General features: G+C 68.6%; 15 protein-coding genes and 1 pseudogene. 6 read left to right on the top strand and 10 right to left on the bottom strand.

Going from position 1 to position 16,374, the window contains the following annotated elements; genetic code table 11:
* Nucleotides 1–32: 32 nt before the first annotated feature.
* The 7 genes from HA630_RS07485 to HA630_RS07460 form a co-directional block, all read right to left on the bottom strand.
* Nucleotides 33–365, bottom strand: a complete 333-nt coding sequence (locus HA630_RS07485; RefSeq protein ID WP_166833798.1) for a c-type cytochrome — start codon at nucleotides 363–365, stop codon at nucleotides 33–35.
* A gap of 113 nt (nucleotides 366–478) precedes the next feature.
* Entirely contained in the window at nucleotides 479–2,170 is a 1,692-nt protein-coding gene (locus HA630_RS07480) for a PQQ-dependent methanol/ethanol family dehydrogenase (protein WP_208300011.1), read from the bottom strand.
* Between the two features lie 260 nt (nucleotides 2,171–2,430).
* Nucleotides 2,431–3,525, bottom strand: a complete 1,095-nt coding sequence (locus HA630_RS07475) for a quinoprotein relay system zinc metallohydrolase 1 (protein WP_166833796.1) — start codon at nucleotides 3,523–3,525, stop codon at nucleotides 2,431–2,433.
* Nucleotides 3,522–4,367, bottom strand: a complete 846-nt coding sequence (locus HA630_RS07470; RefSeq protein ID WP_166833794.1) for a quinoprotein dehydrogenase-associated SoxYZ-like carrier — start codon at nucleotides 4,365–4,367, stop codon at nucleotides 3,522–3,524. Before HA630_RS07470 ends, HA630_RS07475 begins: the two co-directional genes overlap by 4 nt.
* A 64-nt stretch (nucleotides 4,368–4,431) precedes the next feature.
* The gene (locus HA630_RS07465; protein WP_371809225.1) at nucleotides 4,432–5,289 is read right to left on the bottom strand and encodes an ABC transporter permease; all 858 of its coding nucleotides are present in this window, start codon (nucleotides 5,287–5,289) and stop codon (nucleotides 4,432–4,434) included.
* Nucleotides 5,271–6,470, bottom strand: a complete 1,200-nt coding sequence (locus HA630_RS22480; RefSeq protein ID WP_243855396.1) for a branched-chain amino acid ABC transporter substrate-binding protein — start codon at nucleotides 6,468–6,470, stop codon at nucleotides 5,271–5,273. Before HA630_RS22480 ends, HA630_RS07465 begins: the two co-directional genes overlap by 19 nt.
* On the bottom strand, nucleotides 6,467–7,477 hold the full coding sequence (locus HA630_RS07460) for a PQQ-dependent catabolism-associated beta-propeller protein (RefSeq protein ID WP_166833790.1): 1,011 nt from the start codon (nucleotides 7,475–7,477) through the stop codon (nucleotides 6,467–6,469). Before HA630_RS07460 ends, HA630_RS22480 begins: the two co-directional genes overlap by 4 nt.
* A gap of 147 nt (nucleotides 7,478–7,624) precedes the next feature.
* Here HA630_RS07460 and HA630_RS07455 point away from each other — a divergent pair, with 147 nt between their 5' ends.
* Together HA630_RS07455 and HA630_RS07450 are read left to right on the top strand one after the other, a co-directional pair.
* Nucleotides 7,625–8,647, top strand: coding sequence for a tripartite tricarboxylate transporter substrate binding protein (locus HA630_RS07455; protein WP_166833788.1), 1,023 nt, complete (start codon nucleotides 7,625–7,627; stop codon nucleotides 8,645–8,647).
* Nucleotides 8,644–9,432 carry an ABC transporter ATP-binding protein gene (locus HA630_RS07450; protein WP_166833786.1) on the top strand — a complete coding sequence of 263 codons (789 nt, stop codon included), beginning with the start codon at nucleotides 8,644–8,646 and terminating at the stop codon, nucleotides 9,430–9,432. Before HA630_RS07455 ends, HA630_RS07450 begins: the two co-directional genes overlap by 4 nt.
* A gap of 31 nt (nucleotides 9,433–9,463) precedes the next feature.
* Here HA630_RS07450 and HA630_RS07445 read toward each other — a convergent pair whose 3' ends face one another.
* On the bottom strand, nucleotides 9,464–10,363 hold the full coding sequence (locus tag HA630_RS07445; RefSeq protein ID WP_166833784.1) for a recombination-associated protein RdgC: 900 nt from the start codon (nucleotides 10,361–10,363) through the stop codon (nucleotides 9,464–9,466).
* 228 nt (nucleotides 10,364–10,591) lie between these two features.
* Nucleotides 10,592–10,774: a hypothetical protein gene (locus HA630_RS07440; protein ID WP_166833782.1), complete on the bottom strand. Its 183-nt coding sequence runs from the start codon at nucleotides 10,772–10,774 to the stop codon at nucleotides 10,592–10,594.
* A 150-nt stretch (nucleotides 10,775–10,924) separates the two neighbouring features.
* On the opposite strand from HA630_RS07440, the gene HA630_RS07435 reads away from it, so the two are divergent.
* Complete coding sequence (locus tag HA630_RS07435; protein WP_166833780.1) at nucleotides 10,925–11,746, top strand: DNA-binding response regulator; 822 nt, start codon at nucleotides 10,925–10,927, stop codon at nucleotides 11,744–11,746.
* Between the two features lie 20 nt (nucleotides 11,747–11,766).
* The gene (locus tag HA630_RS07430) at nucleotides 11,767–13,092 is read left to right on the top strand and encodes a response regulator (RefSeq protein ID WP_166833778.1); all 1,326 of its coding nucleotides are present in this window, start codon (nucleotides 11,767–11,769) and stop codon (nucleotides 13,090–13,092) included.
* Nucleotides 13,093–13,142: 50 nt separating this feature from the next.
* Here HA630_RS07430 and HA630_RS07425 read toward each other — a convergent pair whose 3' ends face one another.
* Nucleotides 13,143–13,730: an OmpA family protein gene (locus tag HA630_RS07425; RefSeq protein WP_166833776.1), complete on the bottom strand. Its 588-nt coding sequence runs from the start codon at nucleotides 13,728–13,730 to the stop codon at nucleotides 13,143–13,145.
* A gap of 130 nt (nucleotides 13,731–13,860) precedes the next feature.
* On the opposite strand from HA630_RS07425, the gene HA630_RS07420 reads away from it, so the two are divergent.
* Together HA630_RS07420 and HA630_RS07415 are read left to right on the top strand one after the other, a co-directional pair.
* A complete protein-coding gene (locus tag HA630_RS07420) occupies nucleotides 13,861–16,029 on the top strand; it encodes an Ig-like domain-containing protein (protein WP_166833774.1) in 2,169 nt (722 codons plus the stop codon).
* Between the two features lie 29 nt (nucleotides 16,030–16,058).
* A pseudogene (locus HA630_RS07415) lies at nucleotides 16,059–16,374 on the top strand (hypothetical protein); the annotation flags it as partial.

Below are 16,374 nucleotides of genomic sequence, written 5' to 3'. Positions count from 1 at the left end.
CTGCCCCAGGCCGGGTGCCATGGGGTCTGGGTTCAGTCCTTGAAGGTCAGCACCCAGCCGCCCAGCAGCTTCAGGTCGGCCGGGCTCAGGCTGCCGTGCGGCGGCATGGGCACACGGCCCCATTTGCCGCGCGAGCCGTTTTGCACCGACTGCGCCAGGGTGGCGGCGGCGTCGGCCTCGCCGGCGTACTTGTTGGCAATGGATTTGAACGAGGGCCCGACGATTTTTTCGTCCGGGGCGTGGCAGGAATAGCAGCCGCTGGCCTTGGCCAGTTCGGTGGCCTTGTTCAGGTCGAGGCTGGCGTGGGCAGGGGCGAGGGCGGCGCTCAAGGCCAGGGCCGCGGCGGCGGTCAACAAGGTGTTCATCGGGACAACTCGAAATTCGGAAACAAAAAAGGCACCGCAGACCAAACCACAGCAGTCTGCGGTGCCGTCAAGGTCCGTGCCGGACGTCGCACCCCGGCACGGAGACGTTCACATCACTTCATCAGCTTGAAGGTCCACACGGAGCCGCCTTGCTCCAGGAAGTTGACCTTCTTGGCGACCTCACCGCCCCACAGCGGCACCGCGCCACCCCAACCGGAGACGACGGTGATGTACTGCTCGCCGTCCTGTTTCCAGGTCACAGGCGGGGCCACCACGCCGGAGCCGGTCTGGAACTGCCACACGATCTTGCCGGTCTTGGCGTCGGCGGCCTTCAGGTAGCCTTCCGGGGTGCCCCAGAAGACCAGGTCGCCGCCGGTGGTCAGCACGCCGCCCCACAGCGGGGCTTCGTTCTTGACTTCCCATTCGATCTTGCCGGTCTTGGGGTTGACCGCGCGCAGCGAGCCGATGTAGTCGTCGTACAGCGGCTTGATGGTGAAGCCGGCGCCCAGGAAGGCCGCGCCCTTCTTGTAGGTGATGGGCTCGTTCCAGATCTCCATGCCCCACTCGTTGGTGGGCACGTAGAACAGGCCGGTCTTGGGGCTGTAGGCCATGGGCATCTGGTTCTTGCCGCCCAGGAAGCCCGGGGCCGAGAACACGGCCTTGCCCTTGGAGCCGTCGCCGCCGGCGGCGGTCGGGTCGCCCGGGCGGTTGTCCGGGTCGAAGTTGGGGCGGCCGGTCTTCAGGTCGATGCCGGTGGCCCAGGTCGTCTTGGTGACGAAGGGGAAGGCGTTGACCAGTTTGCCGGTGGCCGCGTCGTTGACGTAGAAGAAGCCGTTGCGGTCGGCCTTGCCGCCGACGCGCTTGCCGTCCATGTCAAAGGTCACGAACTCGTTGACCCCGTCGTAGTCCCAGCCGTCGTTGGGGGTGTTCTGGTAGTGCCACTTGATCTGGCCGGACTTCACGTCGATGGCGACGGTGGAGGCCGAGTACAGGTTGTCGCCCTTGCGCACGTGGCTGTTCCAGGGGCCCGGGTTGCCGGTGCCGAAGTAGGCCAGGCCGGTTTTCGGGTCGTAGGTGCCGCCCAGCCAGGTGGCCGCGCCGCCGGTTTTCCAGGTGTCGCCCGGCCAGGTGGCGTTGGTGGTGCCGGTGATGCCGTTTTCCTTGCCGTCCTTGTAGCCCATGTGGCCTTCGACCACCGGGCGGGTCCAGACCATCTTGCCGGTTTGCGGATCGCGCGCTTCCACGCGGCCGATCACGCCGAACTCGCCGCCGGACACGCCGGTCAGCAGCAGGCCTTCGGCGATCAGCGGGGCCGCGGTGTAGCTGTAGCCGGCGGCGTAGTCGTCGATTTTTTCGCGCCAGGCCACGCGGCCGGTCTTGCGGTTCAGGGCCACCAGCTGGGCGTCCAGGGTGCCGAAGATCACCAGGTCGCCGTGGATGGCGGCGCCGCGGTTGATCACGTCGCAGCAGGGCATGATGCCCTCGGGCAGGCGGTGCTCGTACTTCCACAGCTTCTTGCCGGTCTTGGTGTCGACCGCGTAGATGCGCGAGTAGGAGGCGGTGACGTACATCACCCCATCGTGGATGATGGGCTGCGACTGCTGGCCGCGCTGCTTTTCACCACCGAAGGACATGGACCACACCGGCACCAGGCGGTTGATGGTCTTGGCGTTGATGTCGGCCAGGGGCGAGAAGCGCTGACCCTGCGTGCCCAAACCCCAGCTCAACACGTTGTCGGTGGTGGTGGCGTCTTTGGCGATCATGTCGTTGGTGACCTGGGCGCCGACCTGGGCGGCCGCGGCCATCACCAGAATGCTCAAAAGTTTTCTTTTCACGTTCAGTCTCCTGCTGTCTGTGGATGGGCATGGATGTCGATTGACCGTTGGGCCGGGGCGCCCTCTGCGCCACTGCCACGTGTCGGGCACCATGGGGCAAATTGCGTGCCAAGCCCGGGCCTAGGGCTTACCCGGGGTTTTGGCGCGCCGCCGCGGCCCCGTCACCCCGGCGGTGGTGACAGTGTTGCAACGCCCCCCGCGCGGGTTGTCACAGGGTGTTCCACTTTGGATCAACGCCCTGTGACACCCGGGGCCGGCTGGCCGCGCAAGGCGGCCAGTTCGTGCTGGGGGTAGAGGTGGGTGACCGAGCGCACGTACTCCGCCGGCAACGCGGCCCAGCCGGCAAAACGCGGGGGAATCGGCAAGGCCAGCACCTCGCCCAGGTCCAGGCCGGCGCGGGCGCTGTCGCTCAGGGTGTGTGCCAGCCACTGCAGCCAGTCCCGGGTCTGTTCCAGGCCGCGCAGGTCGGTGTGCACCGGGCCGTGGCTGGGCACCATCACCCGCAGCGGCAGGGCGCTGGCGCGCTGGCGCAGGCGTTCCAGGCTGGCCTGCCAGTCGACCAGGCGGGCGTGTGGCGTGGTCGGCACCCGGTCGGCAAACACCAGCCCGCCGGCAAACACCACCCCGGTGCTGTGGTCGATCAGTACCAGGTCGTCGTCGGTGTGGCCGCTCAGGCGCAGCAGTTCCAGCCGGTGGCCGCCCCACTCGAACACGCCCGGCTGCAGCGCCTGCCGCGCCGGGGTGGACTCGGTGCCTTTCATCCAGTCGCCGCAGAGGCGGAACAGGTTGTCCTCGTAGGCCTGGCCTTCGGCCCGCATGCCGCGGATGCTGCCGGGCAGGGCTTCGGTCGGCACGTCGCCGTAGGCCTGGTTGCCAAAAAAATAGTCGGGGTGCAGGTTGAGGTTGAGCACCCGCACCACCGGCAGCGGCGTGACGCGGGCGATCGCCTGGCGCTGCTGTTCGCCGTACAGCCGCCCCGGCCCGGTGTTGACCACGATCACCCCGGCCGGCGTGGCGATGAAGCCGGTGTTGATGATGTTGCAGCCGTTGGCGCGGCCGAAGTCGGCGACCGCGCCTTCGATGACCCAGGTGTTGGGGGCGATGGCGCGCGGGCGCAGGCCGTGGTCGAGCCGGGTGGCGTCGGGCTGGGCCACAGTGGCCGTGGCCGCTGCGAGGGGCGGGGTGGGTGCCGGCGCCTGCGCCCAGGCCAGCCCGGCGGTGCAGGCCCAGGCCAGCCCGGCGGCCCAGCCGGTCGGGCGCCAGCCCGTGGCGCGGTGCGGCAGCGGTACTGTGCGGCCTGCGGGGCCGTGTGCGGTGGCCCTCATGCCGTCACCTCGTGGTGGATGCGGTTGCCGTTGTTGTCGCGCCCCTGCAGCACCAGCGTGCCGGGGGGCGTCTGTGCCAGCTCGAAGGTGATGAGCGGGTTTTCCGACACCGGTTCGTGCAGCTCCAGCCGCCACCAGACCTGGTCGGCGCTGTCGCGCAGCACCAGTTCCTCGATGTGGAAGGCTGGGATGCCGGCCACCAGGCCGGTGTCCATCGGGTGCATCACCCGCAGGCGCAGGCGGGTGCCCTGGCCGTCCAGGACATTGCGGAAAAAACGCGCCTGCACCTGGTTCAGGGTCTGGCTCCAGCTGCCGTCGGCGCGGGTGGCGCCGGGCACGGTGCAGCCGCCGCCGGCCGCGTTCACCCAGGTCTGGCCCACGTGCCACTGGCCGTCGCGGGTGCGCACCAGGGCGCGCAGGGGCGAACCCTGCTCCAGCCGGAAGCGAAAGGCCAGCACCGGCAGGGCCCGGTGCGGCTCGAAGGTCAGCACCTGCTGCACCGGGTTGCGGTCGGCCACCACCACGATGCGGTCGATGGCTGCGCCGCTGCGGGCCAGCGCGCGCGCGTCCAGCAGCACCGGCACGTTCATTGCGTCTTCGGCAAACGGCGGGCCCTTGATCTGCACCAGTGGGCTGAAGCGGGCCGGTTCGTCGCCCATGAACTTGCGTTTCACCACCGGCCACTGCATGGAGCCGAGCGGGTCGCCGCCGGTGTGGTCGGTCTGGGCCTGGGCCGGCGCGGTCCAGCCCAGGCCGCCGGCACCCACGGCGCCCAGGCGCCAGGCGGTGTCGCGCAGCCAGCGGCGGCGGTCGGGGCCGTGGGGGGGTGGGGTGGGGGGCATCGTCGTCTCCTGTGCTTATTTGTGTTTCAGATGCTTGAGGGGGCGGGGCCGGCCCGCCCCGGCTTCAGGGGGCGCCGCGCTGGCGGATCCAGCCGCGTTGCGGGTCGTAGCCGCGCAGGGCCAGTGCGAAACACACCAGCGTGCCGCCCAGCAGCACCGCCAGACCCGGCCCGTTCCATTGCCCTTCCAGGGCAAAGCGCATGGCCTCCACCGCGTGGGTGAAGGGGTTGTAGCGGGCCAGGGTGTGCAGCCACAGCGCGCCGGCCTCCTCCAGCTTCCACAGCGGGTACAGCGCCGGGCTGATGAAGAACATCGGGAAAATGACGAAGTTCATCGTGCCGGCGAAGTTTTCTAGCTGGCGCACGTACACCGACAGCATCAGACCGAGCGAGGCCAGCAGCACGGCGGCGCCCACCATCACCGGCAGCGCGGCCAGCAGGTGCAGCGGCGGGAAGGTGACGCCGAAGGCCCAGGCGATGCCCAGGAACACCACCATCTGCACCAGCGACAGCGTGGTGCCCGCCAGCAGCTTGAAGCCCAGCAGCCAGCCGCGCGCCAGTGGCGCCGTCAGCAGCAGCCGCATGATGCCCATTTCCCGGTCGTACACCAGCGACAGCGAGCTTTGCATGCCGTTGAACAGCGCGATCATGCCCAGCAGGCCGGGCACCATGTAGACCTTGTATTCGATGTAGGTCTCGTACGGCGGGATGATGGCCACGCCGAACACGTTGTGGAATCCAGCCGCGAACACCACGAACCACAGCAGCGGCCGCACCAGGGCCGAGGCCAGCCGCGCCGGCTGGCGCAGGAATTTGTGCAGCTCGCGGCCCACCACCGCGCGCAGGGCGCGCAGCAGGTGGACCGCCAGCGGCGGGGCCGGGGGCGCCGCGCCTGGCGTCGGGCTCAGGGACGGGCTTTGCACGCGGTTTCCTTCTGGTCCACGCCCAGGGTGTCCAGCACCTCGGTGGGGTGCAGCACGCCGTCCAGCGGCGCGGTGCCGACCACGCCGTCCACGTGGCTCAGGAACAGGGGCTGGCGCAACTGGCCGTCCCAGGCGCGGAACGACAGGCGCGGGCCCTTGGCGCCGTCCACGAACACCTGGCCGGCGCGCAGCTGGCGGGCCTGTTCGGCCAGGGGGGCTTTGGCGTGCTCGCTCAGCAGCGCGGCCACCGCCTTCACGGCCACCCAGGCGGCCCAGTCCTGGCCGGTCATGGGCCGCGCGGCGCTGCGCTGGAAGCGGCGGTTCACCTGCGGGCCGCCGTTGCGCTCCCATTGCGGGTGCCAGGCCAGCGGCACCAGGCCGTTGGCACCGACCACCGGGCGCGGCTGCTGGGTCGCGTAGGGCAGGGTGCGGGCGAATTCGCCGTCGGCGTCCATCACCGCCACCACGTCGTGGCCGCGGTCGTTGGTCAGCAGGCGCGGGTTGGCCAGGTCCCGCTCGCGCGGATCGCCCGAGAGCTTGAACGGTTTGGTCGCCGTCACCTTGACGCCGTAGCGCTTGGCCGCGCGCTGCCACGACTGGCCCATGGCCACGTCGTCCGGGTCCGGGCCCTGCAGCACCAGGGCGTTGCGCCAGTTGCGCGCGGCCAGGTACTGGGCCAGCGCGTCTTGCAGCATGTGCTGGCTGGGGTAGGTGTGGAACAGGGTGGCCCCACACTGCGCCCCGCGCAGACCGTCGGCACTGGCGCTGGCGTTGAACAGCAGGGCGGCCCCGCCGGCGGCCTTGGCCGCCTGCACGGTCTGGGCTTCGGGCAGGTCCAACACCCAGTAGGCCACCATGTCGGCCTTGAGCTGCTGCAGCACCCGGGGCAGGTCGTCGGCGTTGCGGGCGGTGGCCTCGCGCACCTTCAGCTGCAGGTCGGCGGCGCGCAGGCCCACCTCGGCGTCGCTGGCGCCCAACTGGGCGGCGGCCAGCAGCGTGCCGCCGGGGTGGCCGGGGTAGCGGCGCTCCAGCCGGCGCGGCAGGTGGCGGGGGTCGTCGTCGAGCGACACCACCGCCACCGTGTGGGTGCTCACCGCCAGAGCGGGCGCGACGGCACCGGCCAGCAGCGCCGCCCCCACGCCCCAGGCGCCCCAATGCAAGCGGCGGGGCGTGCGCGTCATTTCAGCACCAGCGGGGTGTGCGGCACGCGGCCGGCGGCCACGGTGCGCACGGCCTTGGCCTGTTGCGTGTCCACCAGGGTCATGTCGTCCGACAGGCCGTTGGTCACGTACAGGGTGCGTTCGTCCGGGCTCAGGCCCAGGCCCCAGGCGCGCTTGCCGGCCAGCACGGTGCGCCGCACCTGCTTGGTCGCCACGTCCACCTCGGCCACGTGGTTGGCCTTGCCCAGGCTGACCCAGGCGGTCTTGCCATCGCGCGTCATCACCACGCCCACCGGGGTGATGTCGGGCTGGCGCAGGCCCTGGATGTTGAAGGCCACCGTGGCCTTGACCTGGTGGGTGGCGGTGTCGAGCACGCTGACGTTGGCGCTGAGTTCGTTCGTCACCCACAGCTCCTTGCCGTCGGGCGACAGGGCGAAGCGGCGTGGCCGGTTGCCGACCTTGATGTCCTTGACCACCTTCTTGCCCGTCAGGTCCACCAGGTGGACCAGGTTGGCCTCTTCGGACGTGACGTAGGCGAACTTGCCGTCCTTGGTGACCAGAATGCCCTCCGGTTCGCCGCCGGTTTTCACCTGGAACAGCGGCTTTTTGCTGGCCAGGTCGTAGGCGGCCATCACGTTTTCGTCCTCAATGGACACGTAGGCCACCTTGCCGTCCGGGCTCAGGTCGAAAATTTCGGGGCTGTCGCCCAGCGGCACGGTGTCCACCATTTTGCCGCTGGCCAGGTCCACCACCCCCAGCTGGTTGCTGTCGCCGCAGCACACGTACAGCTTGGTCTGGTCGCGGCTGGCCATCAGGTGGCGCGGGCGCTGGCACACGTCGATGGTGCCGGTCTGTTTGCCGGCGGCATCGAACACGACGATTTTGTTGTCTTTTTCGCTGGACACGTACACCGACTGCGCTTGTGCCGTGGACCAGCCGGCGCCCAGCAGGGCGGCCAGGGCCAGGCCCAACGCGGTGGCGCGCAGGGCACGCGGGCGGGCAGGGGTGCGGGGGGGTGTCAAAGTCATTCGTGGTCTCCTGTGTTCTGGCATCGCCGTGTGCGAGTGTCACACGGTGCAGAGTTTCTAGCAATTTCAGTGCCTGAAAAACGGGCGCGGTATTTGCTTGCAGGTGTTGCACACGCGGCGACACGACCGCGACCCACGGAGACTGCCTTGCCCATCGATTCTTCGGCCCCGACCCGGCGCGCCTGGTTGCGCGGCGCCAGCGCCACCGGCCTGGCCGCCGCGCTGCCGCGGTGGGCCAGTGCCAACCCCCCTTCACCCTCTGCACCCTGGCCGCAACGGCCCATCCAGCTCATCGTGCCCTGGCCCCCCGGCGGCGGCACCGACCTGACGGTGCGCGTCCTGGCCGAAGAGGCCGCCGCCCGCCTGGGCCAGCCGGTGGTGGTCATCAACCGCCCGGGGGCGGCCGGCACGCTGGTGGCGCCCTTGCTCAAAGCGGCGGCGCCGGACGGCCACACCATCGGGCAGTTGCCCGTCACCGTGCTGCGCTTCGCCCTCATGAACCCGGTGCCCTGGGACCCCTTGACCGACCTGGCCCCCATTCTGCAGGTCTCCAGCACCACCTTTGGCCTTCTGGTCGCGGCCGACAGCCCCTGGCGCCACGTCGCCGACCTGCTGGCCTGGGCGCGCGCCCACCCCGGCCAGCTCACCCTGGGGTCCACCGGCGTGGGCTCCACCCCGCACCTGGCCATGGAGACTTTGCTGAAGGCCCAGGGCATCGCCTACACCCACGTGCCCTACAAAGGCACCGCCGACCAGATGCTCGCTTTGGTGTCCGGCACCATCATGGCGGGCATGAACTCCACCGGCTTTGCCCCTTGGGTGGAGCAGGGCAAGCTGCGCCTGCTGGCCGTGTTCGCCGAACACCGCATGCCGCGCTGGCCGCAGGTGCCCACCATGCGCGAACTGGGCTTTGAGCCGGCGGTGTACCACTCTCCCTGGGGGCTGGCGGCGCCGGCCGGCACCCCCCATGCCATACTGAACGCCCTGCACGACGCCTTCAAGCACGCCATGTTCACCCCCCGCCACCTGGCCGAACTGGCCCGCTACGACCAAGACCCCGCCTACCTGGGTCCCGCCGCCTACCAGGCCGCCCTGCGCGACGCACAGGCCCACGAACGCCGCCTGTTGCAAGGCATGAAACTGCTGGCCGCGCCCGCCACCGCGCCATGACGAATCTGCCCGACCCCGCCTTCGACCACCGTCCCACCGTGTTACAGGCGCAAGGCCTGGCCAAGGCCTACGGTGGCAAACCCGCCCTGCGCGGGGTGGACCTGTGCCTGCACGCCGGCGAACTGGTGGCCCTGCTCGGGCCCAACGGCGCCGGCAAAAGCACCCTCATGCAACTGCTGACCGGCCTGTTCGTGCCCGACGCCGGCCAGATCCAGGTGCTGGGCCACGACCTGCGCCGCGACGCGCCCCGCGCCCTGGCCGGGCTGGGCGTGGTGTTCCAGCAAATGGCGCTGGACCTGGACCTGTCGGTGCGCGCCAACCTGCTGTTCCACACCGATCTGCACGGCCTGCCCCGGGCCGTGGCGCAGGAGCGCATCGCGCAGGGGCTGGCGGCCTTGGGCCTGCCCGAGCAGGCGGGTCAGCCGGTGCGGGCCCTGTCCGGCGGCAACCGGCGCAAGGTGGAACTGGTGCGCGCCATGTTGCACCGGCCCCGCGTGCTGCTCATGGACGAAGCCACCGTGGGGCTGGACCCAGCCTCACGCCAGCAACTGCGCCAGGCCGTCCAGGCCCTGCGCCGCGACACCGGGGTGGCCGTGCTGTGGACCACCCATTTGGTCGACGAAGTGGCCGACGCCGACCGGGTGGTGGTGTTGCACCAGGGCCAGGTGCGGTTCGACGGCCCGGTGCCGGCGCTGCTGGCCCGCACCGGCACCAGCGATCTGGAGGCGGCCTTCCTGAGCCACACCGAACCACAGGCCGATCTGGGGCCCTCCGCCCAGCCTTGATGGCCTAAGCGGGGTTCGTGCAGGGCACGGCTTACAGCAATTCGCCGCCCAGCGCCACGGTCAGGTCGTTGATCAGGGCGCCCAGCTCGCCAGTGGCAATCGCCACGTCGGTGTCGAAGCCGCCGTTGTCCTCGGCGCCGGCGTTGTCCTCGAAGACGCCGTCCAGAAACGCCACCTTGGCCAGCGCGCCGCCCTCGGTGAGCACAAAGGACACGCGGCCGTCCCAGTCCAGCGCCAGCTTGGTCGGCAGCTTGCCCTGGCCGATGTGGCGGCGCATCTCCTCGTCCTCCAGGTGGTGGCGGGTGAATTTCACCACCGACTTCATCTCGTCGCCCGACTTCAGCTCCACCTCGCGGCCCGGCGCAAAATGGGCCGGCCAGTCGTCGGCGTTGCCGGTGAGCCAGGCGGTCATGGCGACCTGGGGCGACACCTGGGTGTTCAACGGGCTCAGGCGCAGGCCGTCGAAGGCCTGCACCAGCGCGGTGGTCACCGCGTCGGCCTTGGGCAGGCTGGTGGTGTCCAGCACCAGCCGGCCGGCGGCCAGGTCCAGCCACACGGTCACGCTGCTGGTTTTGGCAAACGCCATGGGCAGCAGGTCGTGCACGATCTCGTCGTGCAGCTCGCGGCTTTCCTTGCGCCCGGGTTTGCGGCCTTCCTTGGCCTCGATCTGTGCCACCCGTTCCTCCAGGTGGCGCTTGACGACCGAGCCGGGCACGCCCTTGGTCTCGATCTGAAAACGCAGAATGCGGTGGCCCGCTACCGTTTCCACCAGCGCCCCGTGGGCGTTGCCGCGCGGTGGCACCCAACCCAGGGCCTTGTCCTGCGTGGCGCCGCAGGGCACAAAAGGCATCTTCGCCAAGGCTTCTTCCATCTGTTCCACCGGGGCCGACCAGCCGTCGCCGATGCGGTAGAGCATCACATTCTTGAACACAGCATTCCTTCTTCAGAGCCGGCCCGGGCGTGCCGGGCATAGGTCAGCATCTTAGAGGAAGGCGGCGCACCCGTTGCGGCCGGGTGTGCCGGGGCACTCAAAATTGCAGCAGCGAGAGCAGCGACTCGATCTGCAGGCTGATGCCGGTGGTTACGCCCGTGGCGACGTACATGGCCGCGACCAGAGAGGCAAATGGGGTCAGGTATTTCATGGCGGTCGCTCCTCGGGTTACATTTCGCGGCGGGGGGCGCTGGTGACTTCGTAGCCCAGGGCCGTCAGGTAGCCGATCAGATCCACGCTGTCGCTGAGGTCTTCCAACCCTGTGCCGTCCGCCCCGTTCAAACCGAGCTGAGACGGGTGGCGCTGACCACCGGTTTGCAGCGATTGCAGGAAATGCTGAAAAGATGACATGGCTGCTTCCTTTCTTGGTTGCTTCCCGTGGAAGAGGTTGGGGAGACTGGTTGTGATGGTCGCTGCCCGGATGCCCGCACCACTGCCCGAGTGCGCCCAACCGTTGCTGGCGTGCACTGTTTGCATGCCGGTTCTGCGGCGGAGGCGTGCATGACCGCGGACCGCCCGGTGCCCGGCCTCACCAACCTGCTGGGCCAGCGCATCCTGGTCGTGGACGACGCCGAGGACGAGCGCAAACTGCTCGCCAACTACCTGCAGCAGCAGGGCTGCCGCGTCTACCTGGCCCGTGACGGCGTCGACGGGGTGAACAAGGCCCAGGCCGTGCAGCCGCACCTGATCCTGATGGACGTGCGCATGCCCGTGTGCGACGGCGTGTCGGCCTGCCAGGCCCTCAAGCGCCACCCCAACACCCAGCACATCCCGGTCATTTTTCTCACCGGGGCCGCTGCGCCGGGCGAGCGGGTGCAGGGTTTGCTGGTGGGGGCCATCGACTACATCACCAAGCCCTTCAATTTCGAGGAAGTGCGCCTGCGGCTGAGCATCCACCTGCGTCCGCTGGCCGCCGCCGAACCGGCCCCGATGGCTTCGGCCTCGCCAGCGACCGATCCCCCGACGCCCGTCCAAGCCGCCAGCCGCCTCGACCGCATCGTTTTCGAGAGCGCCCGGCTGCACCTGCTCAAAGACCTGGGTGCCGTGCCCGACCTGCACAGCCTGGCCGCTGCGGTGGGCACCAACGCCCGCCGCCTGAACGACGCGTTCAAGCACTGCGTCGGCAGTACCGTGTTCGAGTACCTGCGCGAGGAACGCATGAAAGAAGCCGCCCAGCTGCTGGGCGAGACGGTGCTCGAAATCCAGGACATCGCCAGCGAACTGGGCTTCACCAGCGGCTCCAACTTCGCTGCCGCCTTCCGCGAGCGTTTTGGCATGTCGCCCCGCGCCTTTCGCCAGGCGCGGCAGCAGGCCCGCCCTTGACCCCCCGTTCACACGCCGCCATGTCTGCGCCAGCGCCCTTGCTCGATGCCCTTGTCACCCCAGAATCCGCCAGGCAGCTGCTGGCCCGGGTGGCGCACGACCTGCGTGGGCCCCTCACCGTCATCATGGGCACGGCGCAATTGCTGCCGCCCCATGCCGATGCCGAGGGCGTGGCCACCATCTTGAACGCCTCGCGCAAGATGCTGGCCACCCTCGACGACCTGTCGGCCCTGGCTGGCGCGGCGGTCTCCGGCAAAACCACCCGCTTCGACCCGCCGCCGGTAGCGATCTACACCACGGGCCTGGTACCGCTGTTGGCGCAGGCCGCGGGCCGCAGCGTCGAGGTCGACTCGGCGCACCCAGAGTCCGGTGGCACCGGGTGGCCGGTGGTCATGGGGCTGGACCTGGAGGCGACCCTCTCGGCTGTGCGGCGCGCAGCGGCCAGGTTGGAGGCGCACCTGGACGCCGCCGCGCCTCTGGTCTTGGCTTGGAGCGACGCAGGCCTGACCCTGCGCTGGCCACTGGCGGCCACCGTGACCCGTTCCAGTTCTGGCGACACGCGGCCAGCCCAATGGTGGCCCCTGCTGAGCTTGGGGCCGGAGTTGGGGTTGCTCCAGCCCTGGCCTGGTGCCGAGCGGTGTCAGGGCTTGCTGCAGGTTTTGCCCGCGCAGGCCCAGACCGAGCAGGCCCTGCAATCGGTGGATCTCACCGTTCCCGGCCCCTTTCTGAGCGAGCCGTTTGCCCGGCCGGGTCAAAGCGTCTGGCTGGCCGAAGACCACGCCGAGGTGCGTCAACTGCTGGAGCGGCTGCTGGGCACATGGGGTTTGGTGGTGGACAGCCTGCCCGATGGTCAGGCCCTGATCTCGCGTCTGCACGAGTCCGACACACCGCCCCCCGACCTGGTCCTTACCGACATGACCATGCCTGGGGCTGGTGGCCAGTCCGTGTTGCACGCGGTGCGGGCCCGGTGGCCACAGGTGCCCGTGGTGCTGTTGTCGGGCACGCAAGCACCGCTCCCAGGGGGCGGGTTGCCACCCGGCGGACCCGCGTTCGATGCCCACCTGAGCAAGCCTGTGGACCGGGCCCGCCTGCGTCACACCCTGCAAGACCTGCTGCGCCAGCCACCCGCCGACACCACGGCGGTGGCGGCCACGGATGCCGAGCACATCCGAATGCTGCAAACCTTGCTCGCGATGGGGGCGGTGACAGATGCGCTGGAACTGGCCGAGCGCGTCTCTGGCAAGCCAGGGATCGATCAGGGGTGGTGGCGTGTCGTTCGCACACTGGCCCAACAAGGGGCACTGGACGCACTCGAGGCCCACCTCCACGCCCGGGTGATCGGTTGAGCCGGGTTCAAGTTCGTCCGCCCGAAAGCGGATCTTCGATCCACTGACCGTCAGGGGCGGACGATCAAAATTTCGGCGCGCCGGTTCATGGCATGGCTGGCTTCGTCCCGGCCTTCCGTTGCCAGGCGCTCCTTGCCGTAGCTTACGGCGTCCAGCCCCTGTGGTGGGGCTCCGTGGGATTCCAGCACTTTGCGCACCGCCTCAGCGCGGCGTTGCCCCAGGCCCACGTTGTATTCGGTGGAGCCCCGGTTGTCGGTGTGGCCCTCCACCATCGTCCGAGCCTGGGGGGCGGCCGCCAGCATGTTGGCCACCCGCTCCAAGTCTTTGAGGTACATCGGCTTGACTTCGAATTTGTCGAAGTCGAAATACACCACCAGCAGGCGCTCGGCCTGCGGCTGGGCCGGGGCAACCACCGAAGCCACCGGATTTGCACTGGTGGGCTCCGGCACCGCTTGCGCCACCGGGCGGCCGGTCGCGTAAATCAGGCGGCGCTCTTCCTGGGTCACAGACCCACCCGCCACGGCGCACCCTCCCAAAATGGCGATGGCAGACAGGGAGACGAGGACTCTGAGCATGGAAAACCTTTGAACGATGAGGGCTGCCATCCTCATACCGTTTCGACGGTTGAAGGGTTTCAAACCGTAAAACCTTTTTTTTGTGTGGTCAATCGGGGCTTGAAACCTTTCCGGGCTTGCGCCAGTAGGTTGCACATATCTCAGACACGCTGCACTCATTCCTGATGAACTGCAGCCATTACAGGAAGTCGTTATGCAAGCCGCCGCCATCAACCCGACCAACGCCGCTGTGGAAGTGATCCCCGTGATCCGGGGCGCCGAGACGGTGCTGGTGCCTTCCAACCAGCCGTTGCTGGCCGGTGACCGCGTGGTCACCGCCGACAAGGCAGTGGACGTGCGCGTCCGCAACGCCGCAGGCACCCAAGAAGCCGTGGTGCGGGTGGCGCCCAACTCCGAAATCGTGGTGGGCAAACACGGCGAGGCGGGTGCGGTGGCCGATGTGGAGGTCCTGGCCGGTGACGCAGCTTTTGTGGATCCCTTCACCGAAGAGGCCGTGACCATGGCCAAGACCGCCAAATCCGGTGCGGTCCTCGCCGGCGACAGCGGCATGCTTCTGGCTGGCGCCTTGCTCGGTGGCGCGTTGCTGGGCGGTGCCCTGGATGACAACGGTGGCACGACCGTGGTGCCGGGTGGTCCGGGCAACCCGACCGATCCCGATGCGCCGCCCCTGGTGCCCGTCATCGACGATGTGGAATCCAACACGGGTGAAATTCCAGACGGTGGTTTGACCAACGACAACACGCCGAGTCTCTTGGTGGGCACATTGCCGAATGGCATCACGCCAGTGTTGCTGGTCGATGGGCGTGAGGTGCCTTCGACCTACGACCCCGCCACCGGCCTGCTCACCCCGAACAGCCCGATCCCGGACGGTAGCCATGAGCTGGCGTACAAATTGCGCACCGAAGACGGCAGCACCGGTCCCGCCAGTCCTTCGACCACGGTGGTCATCGACAGTGGCACCGACGATCCCAGCGTGATCGTGAGTGGCAATGGCAGCGTGGTGTCCGGTCAGGCCGAGCCTGGCAGCACCGTTGTGATTCAGCCCGAAGGTCGGGACCCGGTCACGGTGGTGGCAGACGATGAGGGCAATTATTCCGCCGAGTTTGTGCCGCCATTGGCCGACAACAGCTCCCTCACCGTGACCGCGACAGACGAGGCCGGCAACACCAGCAACCCGGTGAGTGGCACCGTTCCTGAAGGGGGCAACGGCCCGATCGTGCCGGTGGACCCGCCTGTGGAAGTCGGTCCCACCTTGCTCTCCGGTGCGGCTGTTGTGCTCGACAACTTGACCGACACGGTTGACACCTTGAGCGACTCCTTGGGGCTCAGTGGTTTGACCGATCCACTCACGCAGGGTGTGGTGGACCCACTGGTGGGTGAACTCACCGGGCTGCTGGACAACGTCCTGATCGGGGCCGACGGACAGAGCGGTCTGCTCGGCACGGTGGGCGAACTGGGCGATACCGTGGCCGCACTGGGTGAGGACACGGCCCTGGCGCCTGTCACAGGACTGTTGGGCGACCTCGTTGGCAACTTGGCCGATACCTTGAACACCTTGGTCCATCAGGATGCCCTCTTGACCGAGACTGGCACAACCACCACCAATCTCACCGGCGATCTGGGCCAGTTGACCGGCGATTTGACCGCCGGCCTGGACGCCGTGCTGGGTGGCGGAACGCTGGTGCAGGACCTGCTGGATCCGACCCTGGACAGCTTGCTCGGTGACACCGTGGGCACCCTGCTGCTCGGTGGACAGGAGGGTACTTTGTTGGGAGGCGTGGCCAGCACCGTCGACAACACGACCGATGTCGTTCAGACCCTTGGTACCTCTTTGGGCGTGGACGGTCTGACGGCTCCGTTGGGCGACACCGTCGATGCCACGGTGAACGGTGTGGTGCAAGGCGCCGAAGACCTGCTGATTGCCGATGGGGGCCTGACCGATGCGCTGGTGGATCTGGGCACCGGCATCGCTGGCTCGGGAGACACCCCGTTGGCCAGCACCGTGGGCGACTTGGTGGTTGACATCGGTGGCTTGGCCGACACCCTGGCAGAAACCGATGTGCTGTCGGGCGAAACCAACAGTGCCAGCGGCGACCTCGCCACCAATTTGACGGAACTGACCGGCAACCTCACGGGCAACCTCGATGACACCCTGGGCACCGATGACCTGGTCTCGGGCCTCCTGGACTCAACCGTCGATTCCTTGGCGAACGACACCCTTACCCCTGTGCTGTCGGGTTCTGATGACCCGGCGGCCGGTAGCACGCAAGATGGCGGCGTTCTCGAAGAGATCACCCAACCCCTTGTCAACGATCCGCTTGGCTCTGCCGGCGATCTCCTCGGTGGCCTACTGGGTCAATAACTTCCTATCCTCTCATCACCTTCAACACCATGCTGCTCAACATCCCTGTGTCCAATGCCCTGGCCTCTTCGTTGTCTTTGTCGGCCAATTTGAGTTCTTTGACGGGTGGTTCTGATCCTTTGCTGGAGTTGGGCTTGGGCAATGGCCTGGCAACCAGCGGTCAGGTGTCCCTGGACACCGGCGATCTGCTGGCTCCGGTCACTGGTCTGGTGGACAGTGTGCTCGGTACCGATGCCCTGGCTCCCGTGACTGACCTGCTGGGCGGCGATGTGCTGGCCCCGGTGACCGGTCTGCTGGACGGCGTGCTGGGTGGTGACCTGCTGGGCGGCGATGTGCTGGCCCCGG

The sequence above is a fragment of the Aquabacterium sp. A08 genome (assembly GCF_011742065.1).
Note: the sequence above shows the minus strand (reverse complement) of the source record. Positions and strands in the feature narration are given on the sequence as shown.

Bases quoted from the DNA above. Each gene is read 5' to 3' on its own strand.
- HA630_RS07420 (WP_166833774.1), top strand. From the start codon at position 13,861: ATGCAAGCCGCCGCCATCAACCCGACCAACGCCGCTGTGGAAGTGATC.
- HA630_RS07460 (WP_166833790.1), bottom strand. From the start codon at position 7,477: ATGACTTTGACACCCCCCCGCACCCCTGCCCGCCCGCGTGCCCTGCGC.
- HA630_RS22480 (WP_243855396.1), bottom strand. From the start codon at position 6,470: ATGACGCGCACGCCCCGCCGCTTGCATTGGGGCGCCTGGGGCGTGGGG.
- HA630_RS07480 (WP_208300011.1), bottom strand. From the start codon at position 2,170: ATGGCCGCGGCCGCCCAGGTCGGCGCCCAGGTCACCAACGACATGATC.
- HA630_RS07440 (WP_166833782.1), bottom strand. From the start codon at position 10,774: ATGTCATCTTTTCAGCATTTCCTGCAATCGCTGCAAACCGGTGGTCAG.
- HA630_RS07450 (WP_166833786.1), top strand. From the start codon at position 8,644: ATGACGAATCTGCCCGACCCCGCCTTCGACCACCGTCCCACCGTGTTA.
- HA630_RS07435 (WP_166833780.1), top strand. From the start codon at position 10,925: ATGACCGCGGACCGCCCGGTGCCCGGCCTCACCAACCTGCTGGGCCAG.
- HA630_RS07475 (WP_166833796.1), bottom strand. From the start codon at position 3,525: ATGAGGGCCACCGCACACGGCCCCGCAGGCCGCACAGTACCGCTGCCG.
- HA630_RS07470 (WP_166833794.1), bottom strand. From the start codon at position 4,367: ATGCCCCCCACCCCACCCCCCCACGGCCCCGACCGCCGCCGCTGGCTG.
- HA630_RS07430 (WP_166833778.1), top strand. From the start codon at position 11,767: ATGTCTGCGCCAGCGCCCTTGCTCGATGCCCTTGTCACCCCAGAATCC.
- HA630_RS07485 (WP_166833798.1), bottom strand. From the start codon at position 365: ATGAACACCTTGTTGACCGCCGCCGCGGCCCTGGCCTTGAGCGCCGCC.